Raw genomic sequence first — 15,562 nt, 5'->3', positions numbered from 1 at the left:
ATGTACCTACATCGATGGTCTGCAAGCGATTCACGCGGCCAAGCCATGTAGCCTGCGTCTAAGCAAGACAAGGTAAAGAAATAAAATGGGCAGCATGCATCCCGTACAGGTGATCGCGGTGACCGGCGGCAAAGGTGGCGTCGGAAAAACGAACGTGTCAGTGAATTTGTCCCTGGCGCTGGCAGAGCTTGGCCGTCGCGTCATGCTGCTGGACGCTGACCTGGGGCTGGCGAACGTCGACGTTCTGCTGGGTCTGACGCCCAAACACACCCTGGCCGATGTGATCGAGGGACGCTGTGAGCTGCGCGACGTGCTGCTGCAGGGCCCTGGCGGGATCCGCATCGTGCCGGCCGCTTCCGGTACCCAAAGCATGGTGCACCTGAGCCCGGCGCAGCATGCCGGCCTGATTCAGGCGTTCAGCGATATCGGCGACAACCTCGACGTGCTGGTGATCGACACCGCCGCCGGGATCGGCGAATCCGTGGTCAGCTTTGTGCGCGCCGCGCAGGAAGTGCTGCTGGTGGTCTGCGACGAACCCACCTCGATCACCGACGCCTACGCCCTGATCAAACTCCTTAACCGTGACTACGGCATGAACCGCTTCCGCGTCCTGGCCAACATGGCCCAGAGCCCCCAGGAAGGACGCAACCTGTTCGCCAAGTTGACCAAGGTCACGGATCGCTTTCTCGATGTCGCCTTACAATACGTCGGCGCAGTTCCCTACGACGAGTGTGTGCGCAAGGCCGTGCAAAAGCAGCGTGCGGTCTACGAAGCATTCCCTCGTTCGAAATGCGCCTTGGCGTTCAAGGCTATTGCTCAGAAGGTCGATACCTGGCCTTTGCCCGCCAACCCGCGTGGGCATCTGGAGTTTTTCGTCGAGCGATTGGTGCATCAGACGAGCGCAGGACCAGTGCTATGACATCGAGCGGCTACAACCTCTATAAGAAATCGGCGCGTGACAGCCAGGGTGAACTGATCGAGCGCTATGCGCCCCTGGTCAAGCGCATTGCCTACCACTTGCTGGCCCGGTTGCCTGCCAGCGTGCAGGTCGAAGATTTGATTCAGGCCGGCATGATCGGCCTGCTCGAAGTGTCGACCAAGTACGACGCAACCAAGGGCGCGAGTTTCGAGACCTATGCGGGTATCCGTATCCGTGGGGCGATGCTCGATGAAGTGCGCAAAGGTGATTGGGCACCCCGTTCGGTGCACCGCAATACGCGCATGGTCAGTGACGCAATTCGTGCAATTGAAGCAAAAACCGGTCGCGACGCTAAAGATCATGAAGTTGCGGCCGAACTCCAATTGAGTCTCGACGATTATTACGGGATTTTGAACGATACCTTGGGCAGCCGCCTGTTCAGTTTCGACGACCTGCTGCAGGACGGCGAACACGAAGGGCTGCACGAGGACGGCGCGAGCGCTCACATGGAGCCGTCGCGCGACCTGGAAGATGCGCGTTTCCAGGGGGCGTTGGCGGACGCGATCGCCAATTTGCCGGAGCGTGAACGATTGGTGTTGGCGCTGTACTACGACGAAGAGCTGAACCTCAAGGAAATCGGTGAGGTCCTGGGGGTCAGCGAATCGCGAGTCAGCCAGTTGCACAGCCAGTGCGCCGCCCGCTTGCGGGGGCGTTTGGGAGAGTGGCGAGCGCGCTGACAGGCAGTGTGGGGACACTGCAGAGCGATACCGCGGGGGCGATTGGCCTGCGCGGGTTCGGCCCGTGGTGGCCCCGGCAGTCCTTTTTGTGTAATGCCTGTTGATTGAAATGGCGCGTCCAGGTGCTGGGCGCGTTTAAGACTGCTTGGAGGTCGAATTGGACAAGAACATGAAAATCCTCATCGTTGATGACTTCTCAACGATGCGGCGGATCATAAAAAACCTGTTGCGTGACCTTGGGTTCACCAACACGGTCGAGGCGGACGATGGCATTACTGCACAGCCGATCCTCAACAGCGGAGGCATCGACTTTCTGGTGACGGACTGGAACATGCCGGGCATGACCGGTATCGACCTGCTGCGCTGGGTGCGCGCCGATGAAAAACTGCGCAACCTGCCGGTGCTGATGGTAACCGCCGAAGCCAAGCGCGAGCAGATCATCGAGGCCGCCCAGGCCGGTGTTAACGGTTATGTGGTCAAGCCATTCACTGCACAGGCGTTGAAAGAGAAGATCGAAAAAATCTTCGAACGCATCCACGGCTAATGCCATCGCGGGGGAGCTATGGAGCATCAAGAAACGTCACAGGGAGACTTTGAGTCCACCCTGAAAAAACATGCTCACCAACTGGTCGACAGTCTTGAAAAAGGCCATTTCGGCGACGCGGTGCAGTTGATCCATGAGCTCAATCAGACCCGTGACCGAGGCCTGTACCAGGAAGTGGGCAAGCTCACACGCGAGCTGCACAGTGCAATCGTCAATTTCCAGATTGACCCGCACATGCCCCAGGCCGAAGAAATCTCGCAGATCACGGATGCCACCGAACGCCTGTCCTATGTGGTCAGGCTGACCGAGGCCGCGGCCAACCGCACCATGGACCTGGTGGAAAACGCCACGCCTCTGGTCAACGGCATGGCCACCGAAGCTCAGACCCTGAATGCCGACTGGGGTCGTTTTATGCGCCGGGAAGTGGGGGCTGAAGAGTTCCGCGAGCTGGCGCGCCGGGTCGAAGGGTTCTTGTCACGCAGCGAGCAGGACAACCGCACGGTGTCCAGCAACCTCAACGATATTCTGCTGGCTCAGGATTACCAGGACCTGACCGGTCAGGTGATCAAGCGCGTGACGCAATTGGTCACCGAAGTGGAAAGCAACTTGCTCAAACTGGTGCTCATGGCCGGTCAGGTTGACCGTTTCGCCGGCATCGAACATGACCGCGCAGCGATCCTCTCGGAAAAAGATCCACAAAAACATCTCGCCAAGGGTGAAGGTCCGCAGATTCATGCCGATAAACGTGAAGACGTTGTGTCAGGTCAGGATGACGTAGATGACCTGTTATCCAGTTTAGGCTTCTAAGGAGCACCCACATGAGCTTCGGCGCCGATGAAGAGATCCTTCAGGATTTCCTTGTAGAGGCCGGCGAAATTTTAGAGCAACTGTCCGAACAACTGGTCGAGCTGGAAAGCCGCCCGGATGATGCGAACCTGCTCAATGCAATTTTTCGCGGTTTTCATACTGTAAAAGGGGGCGCCGGCTTCCTCCAGCTCCATGAGCTGGTGGAGTGCTGCCACATCGCCGAGAACGTGTTCGACATCCTGCGCAAGGGTGAGCGGCACGTCGACTCGGAGTTGATGGACGTGATTCTCGAAGCACTCGATGCGGTCAACGGCATGTTCGGCCAAGTGCGCGAACGTGCGCCGATCACTGCCGCCACCCCGGAACTGCTGGCCGCCCTGGCGCGCTATGCAGAGCCTGCCGACCTGTCGGCGGAGCCCGTGGTCGAGGCCGTGCCGGAGCCTGAACCGGCGCCGGAACCGGACGTGACCGACAGTGAATTCGAACAGCTGCTCAGCTCCCTCAGCGCGGTCAAGGCCGAAGCCGAAGCGCCGGCCGCTGCGGCCCCGGCCCCGGTTGACGCTCCGACCAGCGAAGACATAACCGACGCCGAATTCGAGTCGCTGCTCGATCAGTTGCATGGCAAAGGCCAGTTCGCCGCCGATGCCGTGGCGCCTGCCGCCGCGCCGCCTGCACCGGCCGCTGCGGCTGCCAGCACCGATATCACCGACGACGAGTTCGAAGCGTTGCTCGACCAGTTGCACGGCAAGGGTACCTTTGCCGCCGACGCGTTGCCGGAAGTCGCGGCCACCGCCGCCGCGCCGGCTGATGCCAAGCCGGCAGCCGCTGCGGCACCTGCCGGTGACGGGCTGATCACCGATCATGAATTCGAAGCGTTGCTGGATGATTTGCACGGCAAGGGCAAATTCAGCGAAGTGCCTGCGCCGGCCGCTTCTGCGGCCGCCGCTACCGCCGCCAAACCTGCACCGGTCGCCGCCAAGGCCGCGGCGCCTGCCGCAGCGCCCAAGCCCGCAGCGGCCGCTCCGGCTGCGGCACCCGCCCGGGCTGCTGCCGCCGCGCCGGTGGCCGACAAGCCTGCCAGTGAAGCCGAAACCACCGTGCGGGTCGATACCGCGCGCCTGGACGACATCATGAACATGGTCGGCGAACTGGTGCTGGTGCGTAACCGCCTGGTGCGCCTGGGCCTGAGCAGTGGCGATGAGTCCATGCAAAAGGCCGTGTCGAACCTCGACGTGGTTACCGCCGACCTGCAAACCGCGGTGATGAAGACGCGGATGCAGCCGATCAAGAAAGTCTTCGGCCGCTTCCCACGCCTGGTTCGCGACCTGGCGCGTCAGTTGAAGAAAGAGATCAACCTGGAGTTGGTGGGCGAAGAGACCGACCTCGACAAAAACCTCGTCGAGGCCCTGGCCGACCCGCTGGTCCACTTGGTGCGTAACGCCGTCGACCACGGCGTGGAAACCCCGGAAGAACGCGAAGCCTCGGGCAAGTCCCGTGGCGGCAAAGTGATCCTGGCGGCCGAGCAAGAAGGCGACCATATCCTGCTGTCGATTACCGACGACGGCAAAGGCATGGACCCGGCCATCCTGCGTAACATCGCGGTCAAGCGTGGCGTGATGGACAAAGACGCCGCCGACCGCCTGACCGACACCGAGTGCTACAACCTGATCTTCGCCCCAGGCTTCTCTACCAAAACCGAGATTTCCGACGTGTCGGGCCGTGGCGTGGGCATGGACGTGGTCAAGACCAAGATCAGCCAGCTCAACGGTTCGATCAATATCTACTCGACCAAGGGCCAGGGCTCGAAGATCGTCATCAAGGTGCCGTTGACCCTGGCGATCATGCCGACCCTGATGGTGATGCTGGGCAACCAGGCGTTCGCCTTCCCGTTGGTCAACGTCAACGAGATCTTCCACCTCGACCTGTCGCGCACCAACGTGGTGGACGGCCAGGAAGTGGTGATCGTGCGCGACAAGGCCTTGCCGCTGTTCTATCTCAAGCGCTGGCTGGTGGCTTCGGCGGCCCATGAAGAACAGCGCGAAGGCCATGTGGTGATTCTCTCCGTGGGCACTCAACGCATCGGCTTTGTGGTCGATCAGTTGGTCGGCCAGGAAGAAGTGGTCATCAAGCCTTTGGGCAAAATGCTGCAGGGAACCCCGGGCATGTCGGGTGCGACCATCACCGGTGACGGTCGGATCGCGCTGATTCTCGATGTTCCGAGCATGCTCAAGCGTTACGCCGCTCGGCGTATTTGATTCTGGCGGGGCAGGGCGGTATTGCCCGCCCCGCCTAACGGAGTGTTTATGGCAGTCAAGGTCCTGGTGGTGGACGATTCGGGTTTCTTCCGCCGCCGCGTCTCGGAAATTCTTTCCGCCGATCCAAGCATCCAGGTGGTCGGCACGGCCACCAACGGTAAAGAGGCGATTGATCAAGCCATTGCGTTGAAGCCAGATGTCATCACCATGGACTACGAGATGCCCATGATGGACGGCATCACGGCGGTGCGGCACATCATGCAGCGCTGCCCGACTCCGGTGTTGATGTTCTCCTCGCTGACCCATGAAGGCGCCCGAGTGACCCTCGACGCGCTGGATGCAGGGGCGGTGGACTTCCTGCCGAAGAATTTCGAAGACATCTCGCGCAACCCCGAGAAGGTCAAGCAACTGCTGTGCGAGAAAGTCCACAGCATTTCCCGCAGCAACCGTCGCAGCCTGTTCAGCGCCCCCGCGCCGGCCCCGACACCTGTTGCAGCACCGGCGCCAGCGAGTGCCTCGACGTTCGGGCGCCCCGCGCCCGCACCGGTTGCCCGCCCCGCAGCGGCACCTGTGCGTGCGTCTGCGCCAGCGGCAACGGCCCAGTCCCCGGCGCCCAAGCGCAAGGCCTACAAACTGGTCGCCATCGGCACCTCTACCGGTGGCCCGGTGGCGTTGCAGCGCGTGCTGACCCAATTGCCGGCCAACTTTCCGGCGCCGATCGTGTTGATCCAGCACATGCCGGCCGCGTTCACCAAGGCGTTTGCCGAGCGCCTGGACAAGCTGTGCCGCATCAGCGTCAAGGAAGCCGAGGATGGCGACATCCTGCGGCCCGGCCTGGCGCTGCTGGCCCCGGGCGGCAAGCAGATGATGGTCGACGGCCGGGGTGCGATCAAAATCCTGCCGGGTGACGAACGCCTCAACTACAAACCCTGCGTGGACATCACCTTTGGTTCGGCCGCTAAGTCTTACGGCGACAAAGTTCTGGCGGTGGTCCTGACCGGCATGGGCGCCGATGGCCGCGAAGGCGCGCGCCTGCTCAAGCAGGGCGGTAGCGCGATCTGGGCCCAGGACGAAGCCAGCTGCGTGATCTATGGCATGCCCATGGCCATCGTCAAAGCCAACCTGGCCGACGCCGTCTACAGCCTGGATGACATCGGCAAGCATCTGGTGGAGGCCTGCCTCTGATGGATGTCTTGAGTCTGATTGGCATCACCATGGCATTTGTCGCCATCATCGGCGGCAACTACCTGGAGGGCGGCCACCTGGGCGCCCTGGCCAACGGCCCAGCGGCGCTGATCGTGATCGGCGGCACGGTGGGCGCCGCGTTGCTGCAATCGCCGTTGAGTTCGTTCAAGCGCGCCATGCAGATCCTGATCTGGATTATTTTCCCGCCCCGTGTGGACTTGGCCGGTGGCATCGATCGCGTGGTCAACTGGAGCCTCACCGCACGCAAGGAAGGCCTGCTGGGCCTGGAAGGCGTGGCCGATGCCGAGCCTGACAGCTACGCGCGCAAAGGCTTGCAGTTGCTGGTGGACGGCGCCGAGCCGGAAGCGATCCGCAGCATCCTTGAGGTGGATTTCTACACCCAGGAAAGCCGCGATATCAATGCCGCCAAAGTCTTTGAAAGCATGGGCGGCTACGCGCCGACCATCGGCATCATCGGTGCGGTGATGGGCCTGATCCATGTGATGGGCAACCTGGCCGATCCGTCGCAATTGGGCAGCGGCATTGCCGTGGCCTTTGTCGCCACCATCTACGGCGTGGCGAGCGCCAACCTGGTGTTGCTGCCGGTGGCCAGCAAGCTCAAATCGATTGCCACGCGCCAGTCGCGGTACCGCGAAATGTTGCTCGAAGGTCTGCTGTCGATTGCCGAGGGCGAGAACCCGCGCTCCATCGAATTGAAGCTCCAGGGCTTCATGGATTGATGGGAGGTATGGGTTGTGAGCCGTCGCCGTCGCGAGCCTGAAGAACACGTCAACCATGAACGCTGGCTGGTGTCCTACGCGGACTTCATCACCCTGCTGTTCGCGTTTTTCGTGGTGATGTACTCCATCTCGTCGATCAACGAAGGCAAGTACAAAGTGATTTCCCAAGCGCTGATCGGGGTGTTCAACGACGCCGACCGTTCGCTCAAGCCGATTCCCATCGGCGAAGAGCGGCCCCGCACCGTGACCCCGGCCAAGCCGCTGGTCAACGACAGCGATGAGACCGCCGCCGGCGTGGGCGGAACCAGCGACCCGTTGAAAAGCATCGCCGATGACATCAGCGCGGCGTTTGGCGACCTGATCAGTTCCAACCAGATGACCGTGCGCGGCAATGAGTTGTGGGTCGAGATCGAGCTGAATTCCAGCCTGTTGTTCGCCAGCGCCGATGCGATGCCCAGCGACCAGGCGTTCACCATCATCGACAAAGTGGCGGCGATCCTTAAGCCGTTCGAGAACCCGATTCATGTCGAAGGTTTTACCGACAATATTCCGATCAGCACCGCGCAGTACCCTACCAACTGGGAACTGTCCTCGGCCCGCGCGGCGAGCATCGTGCGCATGCTGGCGATGCAGGGTGTGAACCCCGGGCGCCTGGCGTCGGTGGGCTATGGCGAATTCCAGCCAGTGGCCAATAACGCCACGCTGGAAGGGCGCGCGCGCAACCGTCGGGTAGTGCTGGTGGTGTCGCGCAACCTGGATGTGCGCCGCAGCCTGACCGGCACCGGCACCGCCAATGCAACACCGGATGCGGCCTTGAGGCGTGCTGGCACACAAACTGCACCGCCAGCGGTTAAGCCGCCGGTGGGTCAGAGTGCCGTCAATTCTCCGTCACCGGCTCAATAACGTTATGCAATGTCTCGGTCGCGCCTGTGCCTGCCGGGAGGAATCATCCGAATGAGAGTCTGGGCAGTTGCCAATCAAAAAGGTGGAGTCGGCAAGACCACCACCTCCATCGCTCTGGCCGGTTTGCTGGCCGAGGCGGGCAAGCGTGTGGTCGTGGTGGACTTGGACCCCCACGGCTCGATGACCAGCTATTTCGGCTACGACCCGGATGCGCTGGAACACAGCTGCTTTGACCTGTTCCTGCACAAGGGCAACGTGCCTGGCGACCTGCCCGGGCAACTGCTGTTGCCCACCAGCAATGAGAGCATTTCCCTGCTGCCTTCCAGTACCGCGCTGGCCACCCTTGAGCGTCAGTCGCCAGGGCAGAGCGGCCTGGGCCTGGTGATTGCCAAGACCCTGGCGCAACTGTGGCAGGACTTTGACTACGCCATTATCGACAGCCCGCCGCTGCTGGGCGTGCTGATGGTCAACGCGCTGGCCGCCAGCCAGCAACTGGTGATCCCGGTGCAGACCGAGCACCTGGCTGTCAAAGGCCTTGAGCGTATGGTCAGCACCCTGGCGATGATCAATCGCTCGCGCAAACAGCCGCTGCCGTTCAGCATCGTGCCGACCCTTTTCGACCGCCGCACCCAGGCGTCGCTGGGCACCCTGCGGGTATTGCGCGACGCCTACCCGGACACCATCTGGCAAGGCTACATTCCGGTGGATACGCGCCTGCGTGACGCCAGCCGCGCAGGGCTCACGCCGTCGCAGTTCGATGGCAAGAGTCGTGGCGTGATGGCCTACCGTGCGTTGCTCAAACACTTGCTGTCCCAGCAACTCGTGGCGCAGGTGGCATGATGAACCGTCCTGTCGAACTCAAGACCAAGACCCGGCCGCAACTGGCCCTGGAATCCTACCTGGATGCCCTGTTGCAGGAAGCCACCGATGAGGTGCTGCCGGAACCGATTCTGGTGCTGGAGCCGGTGGTTGAGCCCAGCAGTACGCTGGATGAATTCCAACTGGCGGTGCTGGAAGAGCAGGCCCGAGACGCCCGGATCGTAGCGCCGATTGTCGCGCCGGTCGTACCCGTAGTGGCAGAGCCTGTGGCGGCGGAACCGTTGGTGGCGGCGCCCGTGGTGATCGAGCCGGTGGTGGACGTGCACCTGCCGCCGAGCATCACGCCGCCGCCGGTGAGCGGCGATGACCGTCCGGCGTGGGCCGCCGAGCCTTTCGAATGCCTGCTGTTCGATGTCGCCGGGTTGACCCTGGCGGTGCCGCTGGTGTGCCTGGGTTCGATCTACTCTTTGGAAGGTCACGAGCTGACGCCGCTGTTCGGCCAGCCGGAGTGGTTCCTCGGCATCCTGCCCAGCCAGGCCGGCAACCTCAAGGTGTTGGACACCGCGCGCTGGGTGATGCCCGACCGCTACCGCGACGATTTCCGCGAGGGCCTGCAATACGTTATTTCCGTTCAGGGCTACGAGTGGGGGCTGGCGGTGCATCAGGTCAGCCGCTCGCTGCGCCTGGACCCGAACGAAATCAAATGGCGCAGCCACCGGGGCCAGCGGCCTTGGCTGGCCGGCACCGTGATCGAACACATGTGCGCGTTGCTCGACGTCGCCGAACTGGCCGAGTTGATCGCCAGCGGCGCCGTCAAGTCGATGCCCGGTAACAAACGCAGTTGATTGAACACGCCGGCCGCACGGGTGTGCGGTTGGCGAATGAAGCACACACGCCGTATCCAACGGCATTTGAAGGGGTCATGGGTATGAATATGTCAGCATCTGCACAAAAAGGCTCGGACGATCCGATTCTGCAATGGGTAACCTTCAAGCTGGACAACGAGACCTACGGTATCAACGTGATGCGTGTGCAGGAAGTGCTGCGCTATACCGAGATCGCCCCGGTCCCGGGTGCTCCTAGCTACGTGCTGGGTATCATCAACCTGCGTGGCAACGTGGTGACCGTGATCGATACGCGCCAGCGTTTCGGCCTGGATACCGCCGAAGTTACTGACAACACGCGCATCGTCATCATCGAAGCCGACAAGCAAGTGGTCGGTATCCTGGTCGATAGCGTCGCCGAGGTGGTCTACCTGCGCCAATCGGAAGTGGAAACTGCGCCGAACGTGGGCAACGAAGAGTCGGCCAAGTTTATCCAGGGCGTGTGCAACAAGAACAACGAACTGTTGATTCTGGTTGAGCTGGACAAAATGATGAGCGAAGAAGAATGGTCGGAACTGGAGAGCATTTGATTGTTCCTTGAGGTCGCGGTGATCGTCCTGGCCCTGTTGTGGGCCGGGACCCTGGGTTTTCTGCTGCGCTACATGGCTCGGCAGCGCGAATTGGCGTTGCAGCAGGCCGAGCGCGATGCGGTGCGTGACCGACGCATCGTGGAGCTGGTTAAGCGCGTCGACCATTACCAAAAGAGTGCCGTGCGGGTCGGGGATGAGGTGCATGAGCTGCGCGCGATCCTCGCACCGATGCCCGACAAGCTGGAGCAGTTGGAGCAGCGCGATCCTGCCAACCTGTCGTTTGCCCAAGCGGCAAAGTTGGTGGGGATGGGCGCGACGGTGGATGACCTGACCCAGTCGTGCGGCTTGACCCAGGCTGAGGCGCAGTTGATGAGTAAGTTGCATAAGAGCTGATTGCCATCGGTGGTACGCCGTTATGAGTCGTCGTGTTTGCGACGGATAGCGCTCTGCCGCCCAATTAATTTCCAATCCCACTGACTTTTTTCTCCTCTGCCAAGGTCCACATCCTTCAAGCACCTTTGAATCAGGAGATTCCCTGCATGAGCACCCCCAAGGCACTGTTGATCCTCCACGGCAAGCAAGCCCTCAACGAGGACGTGCGCAGCGCCGTGCTGGCCCGGCGTGAGCAGGGTTGGGAGTTGGCGGTGCGGGTAACGTGGGAGGGCGGTGATGCACAGCGTCTGGTCAGGGAGGCCCTCGACGACGGTTATACCCACATCATTGCCGGCGGCGGCGACGGCACCTTGCGCGACGTGGCTGAAGCGATGGCCCAGGCCAAAGCCGATGCCAGCCTGGTGCTGATGCCCCTGGGCACCGCCAATGATTTCGCCAAGGCCGCCGGCGTGCCGCTGGAGCCGGCCCAGGCCCTGGCGCTGCTGGATGTGGCGCCGCGGGCGATCGACCTCGGCCAGGTTGGCGGGCAGATTTTCCTCAACATGGCCACCGGCGGTTTCGGCAGCCAGGTCACCGCCAATACCTCCGAAGACCTGAAAAAAATCCTCGGGGGGGCGGCGTACCTGTTTACCGGTCTGACGCGTTTCAGCGAGTTGAAGGCCGCCTATGGGGAGTTGGAAGGCCCGGGTTTCCAGTGGAAGGGCGAGATGCTGGCGCTGGGTATCGGCAACGGTCGCCAGGCCGGCGGCGGGCATGCGCTGTGCCCGGAGGCGATGGCCGATGATGGGTTGCTCGATGTCAGTATCCTACCGGCACCCCAGGAAGTGGTCGGTACTTTGCGCGAACTGATGAGCAATGGCTGGGGCCTGGACAACATGTTCGTCCGCGCGCGGCTGCCCTGGGTGCAGATCAAACAGGCCGAAGGGCTGTACATCAACCTGGATGGTGAACCGCTCCAGGGCGACGACCTGCGTTTCGAAGCCCTGCCCAAGGCCTTGCGCGTGCATTTGCCGCTGGGTTCGCCCCTAGTCGTCCAGGCTGATGATCTGCTCGCGCACCGCGAATAGCACCAGCCCCGCCACGTCGAATATCTGCAAGCGCTTCATGATTTGCGAACGGTGAGCTTCCACGGTTTTGATGCTCAGGCCCAGGCCGTGGGCGATCTCACGCGTGGACTTGCCGCGCACGATCAGGCGCAGGATTTCCAACTGCCGTGCCGTGAGTTTGTGGCCGTAGCCGGACGACGCAGTGGGCCCTTGGCTGCGTACCAGCGCCTGGTTGATCACGGTATGGGCGATCGCCGGGCTCAGGTAGCGCTCGTTATTGCACAGGGCTCGCAGGGCGTGTTCCAGCTCGTTGGCCGTGGTGTCCTTGAGCAGGTAGCCATGGGCGCCGGCCTCCAGCGCGCACATGATCAGTTGCGGGTCGGTGTGCATCGACAGGATCAGCACCTTGCAGCGCGGGTAGGCGGCCTTGAGTTGCTGCAAGGCGTCCAGGCCGCCGGTGTGCTTCATCGACAGGTCCAGCAGCACCATGTCCGGTTGCAATGCGTGGAACTGCTCAAGTAACTGTGCCCCATCGTTGGCTTCGCCGATCACGGTGTAGCCGGGAATATCCTGGATCAGGGCACGCACGCCGGCCCTGATCAGTGCATGGTCATCCACTAGAAGTAATGTGCAGGTCACTCGAGAACCTTAGGGGAGTTGGCCCGTTCGAGGGCGCGCGGCGCCCAGGGAAAAAGTGCGTCGATGCGCGTGCCTTGCCCGGGCTGGCTGCTGACGGACAGCGTGCCACCCAGTTGTTCGATACGTTCGACCATGCCTGCCATGCCTCGCTGACCTTCACGGGCTGGGTTGCTCGCCGGCGCGAAGCCACGGCCGTCATCGCGAATTGTCAGCGATAACCCTTCGGGCAGGCGTTGCAGACGCACCAGCAGGTTCTGGGCCTGGGCGTGGCGCAGCATGTTGGTCACCGCTTCCTGGGTAATGCGAAACGCCGCTACGGCCATTTCTTCCGGGATGCCGGTGAGGCGTTGTCGGCATTCCAGGCTCCAGTGAACGGGGCTGTTTTCCAGGGTTTTGAGTAGGTGCGCGCGCAGGCTGGCTTCCAGGCCCAGGCTGCTCAGTTGCCGGGGGTTGAGGATGGCAGACACATCGCGCACCTTGGCCAGGGTTTCGTTCAGGGTATTGCACAGCATCGTGCATTGGTCTTGCAGGTCATCCGGCAGGCGACGCTTGAGCCATTCGCTCTGCAGTTTGGCGGCGGTGAGCAGTTGGCCGATATCGTCGTGCAGTTCACGGCTGAGGCGATGGCGTTCGTTTTCCTGGACCTGCAACAGACGATCGGCCAATTCCTGGGGCTGGAAGCGGATGGATTTGCGTGAGCGCCATTGTTGCAGACCCACCACCATCAGGGTGGCCAGGTTGAGCAGCAACACCGTCAGTGGCAATGGCGCGGACTCGCTGTAGGCCCACAGACTGATCAGCAGCGAGGCAAGGCACAGGCCAAGGGTCAGGCGGCGAGCATGGCTGCGGGGCACGGACCTGGCGAGGAGTGACTTGAGGCTGGCGTACATAACGGATGGAGCCAATGAAGGTTCGCTGCGGGAAGTCCGGTCACGTCTGACGGGGCTCAGTCTGGCGTGCGTGGCCGAATCGTTTATATACAGGAAGTTGAATGACTTCGAGCGACGCATAGTAACACCCCTGTAACCGTTGGTCGCCTGACACCGTGCTGTGCCGACCAATTAAACGAGGGGATGTAGTGGGTGATATCAGCGTATGAAGCATGGGAAGTTTTACTATTTAAACGAAGTTGTAACGTTAATGGACGTTATAGGTGATGGAATCGTTAACGCCTGTCGTTTTTAGATAAGTCGCGTTGCGAAATACGACCTGCCAATCGCTCAAGAGGCGTGATGCAAACGTTGCTGCGGTTTATAGGTGAAGCCCTTTTGCGGGATTTGCAGGCTGACCGTCGCAATCAACGTGGTTTGCTCGGTTTCATCCAACGCCAACTGACCGGTTTTGGTGTCGATCAGTTCTAATTGCCAGGCCAGTAAAGTCAGGCAGTCATGCAGCGCCTCCAGCGCCTGGTCGTGCAATTGCAACGGGTTTTCAGCGTTGGCAATCAGGCCGTGGATATGTCCGGAAAATTCGCTGATGGCTTGCAGCGCCAGGGTGTCGGCCTGTTCCGCGAGCTTGGCCAGGCTGAGTGTCATGCAGTCGATGGCGTCGCTGTCGTTACGAATCAGATGCAGATGGCTCAGGCATTCCTCTGACCGGTTCAACAGTTTTTCAGCCTCCAGCAGAAACGCCGAAAGTGCGAGCTGCCACTCTTTACCGTCGTTCATCATGCAAGTCTCCACAATATGGAATCGGGCGATGAGATGTCGCTGCGGGTCAATGGCTTAAAGCTAGCGCTGAAATATTGCTCTTGCTTGTAGGTTACTTCTGAGCTTTTGGTAGGAAGTTTATTGAAATGACTGCAAGGGCGCTGCCAAGCCCTCGTGAGCAGGCCCAGTTGCACACCTTCATTTGCCGCGACGTAAATGTCTGGAACACCCAGCGGGCGAGGACGTGAGATGGCAAACAAAAGCCTGACTCCATTCATGCAATGAGAATGGCGTCACATTAATGGCTATTAGATATTGCGAATATCAGGTTGGACCTGATTGCGCATAGGGGAATCCCTTACAAGCGGGAACCTTGCGTCGATTTGTGTGTCGCGCAATGCCGTCTTGCCCGCTTATGAAGCAGCGCGGCCAGTAAAGCATGATGTCAGTGTGACATCAATTAATTTACGTGGCATTTTAACGGGGTCAAGATCTGGCGCTTGCCGCCGATAAACAGCTTAGTGAACTGCACAACCCCTACGCGCAGCACTTACCCGCGCATATCAGGAGCTTCCAATGGCCGGCATTCTCGACACGGTAGATCAACGCACGCAACTGGTGGGTGAGAATCGCCTAGAGATCCTCATGTTTCGCCTGGCCGGGCGGCAGTTGTTCGCCATTAACGTGTTCAAGGTGCAGGAAGTCCTGCAATTGCCCAAGCTCACGCTGATGCCCCAGCGCCATCCGTTTGTGTGTGGCGTGGTCAACCTGCGCGGCCAGACCCTGCCGGTGATCGACCTATCCCAAGCCATCGGCATGCGCCCGCTGGTGCCGGGCCCGAACAGCACCATCATTGTCACCGAGTACAACCGCTCGGTGCAGGCGTTCCTGGTGGGCGGTGTGGACCGCATCGTCAACATGAACTGGGAAGCCATCCTGCCACCTCCGACCAGCGCCGGTCGCCAGCATTACCTCACCGCCATCAGCAAGGTCGACGACCAGTTGGTGGAAATCATCGACGTGGAAAAAGTCCTCGCCGAGATCGTGCCTTACAACGCCAAGGTCTCCCGGGAAAAACTCGAAGACCCAGTGCTCGAACGCGCCCGTGGCCGCGAAGTGCTGCTGGTGGACGACTCCAACGTGGCGCTGTCGCAGCTGCGTGACACCCTCGGCCAGTTGGGCGTGAAAATGCACATCGCCAGTGATGGCCTCAAAGCGCTGAACATGCTCAAGTCGTGGGCCGACGCCGGTCACGTGATGACCGACAAACTATTGATGATCTTCACCGACGCCGAAATGCCGGAAATGGACGGCTACCGTCTCACCACCGAGATCCGCAACGACCCGCGCCTGCGCAAACTGTATGTGGTGCTGCACACCTCGCTGTCTGGCAGCTTCAACGAATCGATGGTGAAGAAGGTCGGCTGCGACAATTTCCTGTCCAAGTTCCAGCCTGACAAACTGGTGGATGTGGTGCGCCAACGACTGATGCTGGACGAACAGTCGGCTTGA

The 15,562-nt window shown here is 61.2% G+C and carries 17 protein-coding genes; 14 read left to right on the top strand and 3 right to left on the bottom strand.

What is annotated here, in order from left to right:
* The first annotated feature begins 85 nt into the window (after positions 1-85).
* From fleN to yegS, 13 genes are all read left to right on the top strand, one after another.
* Entirely contained in the window at positions 86-919 is an 834-nt protein-coding gene (gene fleN, locus YA0848_RS15520) for a flagellar synthesis regulator FleN (RefSeq protein ID WP_003192912.1), read from the top strand.
* The gene (gene fliA / locus YA0848_RS15515) at positions 916-1,656 is read left to right on the top strand and encodes an RNA polymerase sigma factor FliA (protein ID WP_034099464.1); all 741 of its coding nucleotides are present in this window, start codon (positions 916-918) and stop codon (positions 1,654-1,656) included. The genes fleN and fliA overlap by 4 nt, the downstream gene beginning before the upstream one ends.
* 169 nt (positions 1,657-1,825) lie before the next feature.
* Positions 1,826-2,200: a chemotaxis response regulator CheY gene (locus tag YA0848_RS15510; protein WP_162276696.1), complete on the top strand. Its 375-nt coding sequence runs from the start codon at positions 1,826-1,828 to the stop codon at positions 2,198-2,200.
* A gap of 18 nt (positions 2,201-2,218) precedes the next feature.
* Positions 2,219-3,007: a protein phosphatase CheZ gene (locus YA0848_RS15505; RefSeq protein WP_169902452.1), complete on the top strand. Its 789-nt coding sequence runs from the start codon at positions 2,219-2,221 to the stop codon at positions 3,005-3,007.
* Positions 3,008-3,018: 11 nt separating this feature from the next.
* Complete coding sequence (locus YA0848_RS15500; protein ID WP_034099459.1) at positions 3,019-5,262, top strand: chemotaxis protein CheA; 2,244 nt, start codon at positions 3,019-3,021, stop codon at positions 5,260-5,262.
* A gap of 48 nt (positions 5,263-5,310) precedes the next feature.
* Complete coding sequence (locus YA0848_RS15495) at positions 5,311-6,447, top strand: protein-glutamate methylesterase/protein-glutamine glutaminase (RefSeq protein ID WP_034099457.1); 1,137 nt, start codon at positions 5,311-5,313, stop codon at positions 6,445-6,447.
* Positions 6,447-7,187, top strand: coding sequence for a flagellar motor protein (locus YA0848_RS15490; RefSeq protein WP_034099455.1), 741 nt, complete (start codon positions 6,447-6,449; stop codon positions 7,185-7,187). Before YA0848_RS15495 ends, YA0848_RS15490 begins: the two co-directional genes overlap by 1 nt.
* Before the next feature lie 15 nt (positions 7,188-7,202).
* Positions 7,203-8,090, top strand: coding sequence for a flagellar motor protein MotD (gene motD, locus YA0848_RS15485; protein WP_034099453.1), 888 nt, complete (start codon positions 7,203-7,205; stop codon positions 8,088-8,090).
* Positions 8,091-8,141: 51 nt separating this feature from the next.
* The gene (locus YA0848_RS15480) at positions 8,142-8,930 is read left to right on the top strand and encodes a ParA family protein (protein WP_034099451.1); all 789 of its coding nucleotides are present in this window, start codon (positions 8,142-8,144) and stop codon (positions 8,928-8,930) included.
* Positions 8,930-9,754 carry a CheW domain-containing protein gene (locus YA0848_RS15475; RefSeq protein ID WP_034114720.1) on the top strand — a complete coding sequence of 275 codons (825 nt, stop codon included), beginning with the start codon at positions 8,930-8,932 and terminating at the stop codon, positions 9,752-9,754. The genes YA0848_RS15480 and YA0848_RS15475 overlap by 1 nt, the downstream gene beginning before the upstream one ends.
* Before the next feature lie 83 nt (positions 9,755-9,837).
* Complete coding sequence (locus YA0848_RS15470; protein ID WP_370694733.1) at positions 9,838-10,323, top strand: chemotaxis protein CheW; 486 nt, start codon at positions 9,838-9,840, stop codon at positions 10,321-10,323.
* Complete coding sequence (locus YA0848_RS15465; RefSeq protein ID WP_034099447.1) at positions 10,324-10,716, top strand: DUF2802 domain-containing protein; 393 nt, start codon at positions 10,324-10,326, stop codon at positions 10,714-10,716.
* A 146-nt stretch (positions 10,717-10,862) separates the two neighbouring features.
* Positions 10,863-11,783 carry a lipid kinase YegS gene (yegS, locus tag YA0848_RS15460; protein WP_040269007.1) on the top strand — a complete coding sequence of 307 codons (921 nt, stop codon included), beginning with the start codon at positions 10,863-10,865 and terminating at the stop codon, positions 11,781-11,783.
* On the opposite strand, the gene YA0848_RS15455 is transcribed toward yegS, so the two are convergent.
* The 3 genes from YA0848_RS15455 to YA0848_RS15445 form a co-directional block, all read right to left on the bottom strand.
* A complete protein-coding gene (locus tag YA0848_RS15455) occupies positions 11,742-12,401 on the bottom strand; it encodes a response regulator transcription factor (RefSeq protein WP_034099442.1) in 660 nt (219 codons plus the stop codon). The genes yegS and YA0848_RS15455 overlap by 42 nt on opposite strands.
* Positions 12,398-13,291, bottom strand: coding sequence for a sensor histidine kinase (locus tag YA0848_RS15450; protein WP_034114716.1), 894 nt, complete (start codon positions 13,289-13,291; stop codon positions 12,398-12,400). The genes YA0848_RS15455 and YA0848_RS15450 overlap by 4 nt, the downstream gene beginning before the upstream one ends.
* 330 nt (positions 13,292-13,621) lie before the next feature.
* Entirely contained in the window at positions 13,622-14,071 is a 450-nt protein-coding gene (locus YA0848_RS15445; RefSeq protein WP_169902451.1) for a hypothetical protein, read from the bottom strand.
* Between the two features lie 555 nt (positions 14,072-14,626).
* On the opposite strand from YA0848_RS15445, the gene YA0848_RS15440 reads away from it, so the two are divergent.
* A complete protein-coding gene (locus YA0848_RS15440) occupies positions 14,627-15,562 on the top strand; it encodes a chemotaxis protein CheV (protein WP_034099439.1) in 936 nt (311 codons plus the stop codon).

Origin of the sequence: Pseudomonas sp. S4_EA_1b, assembly GCF_016307435.1 — a bacterium.
GTDB classification, from domain to species: domain Bacteria; phylum Pseudomonadota; class Gammaproteobacteria; order Pseudomonadales; family Pseudomonadaceae; genus Aquipseudomonas; species Aquipseudomonas rhodesiae.
Note: the sequence above shows the minus strand (reverse complement) of the source record. Positions and strands in the feature narration are given on the sequence as shown.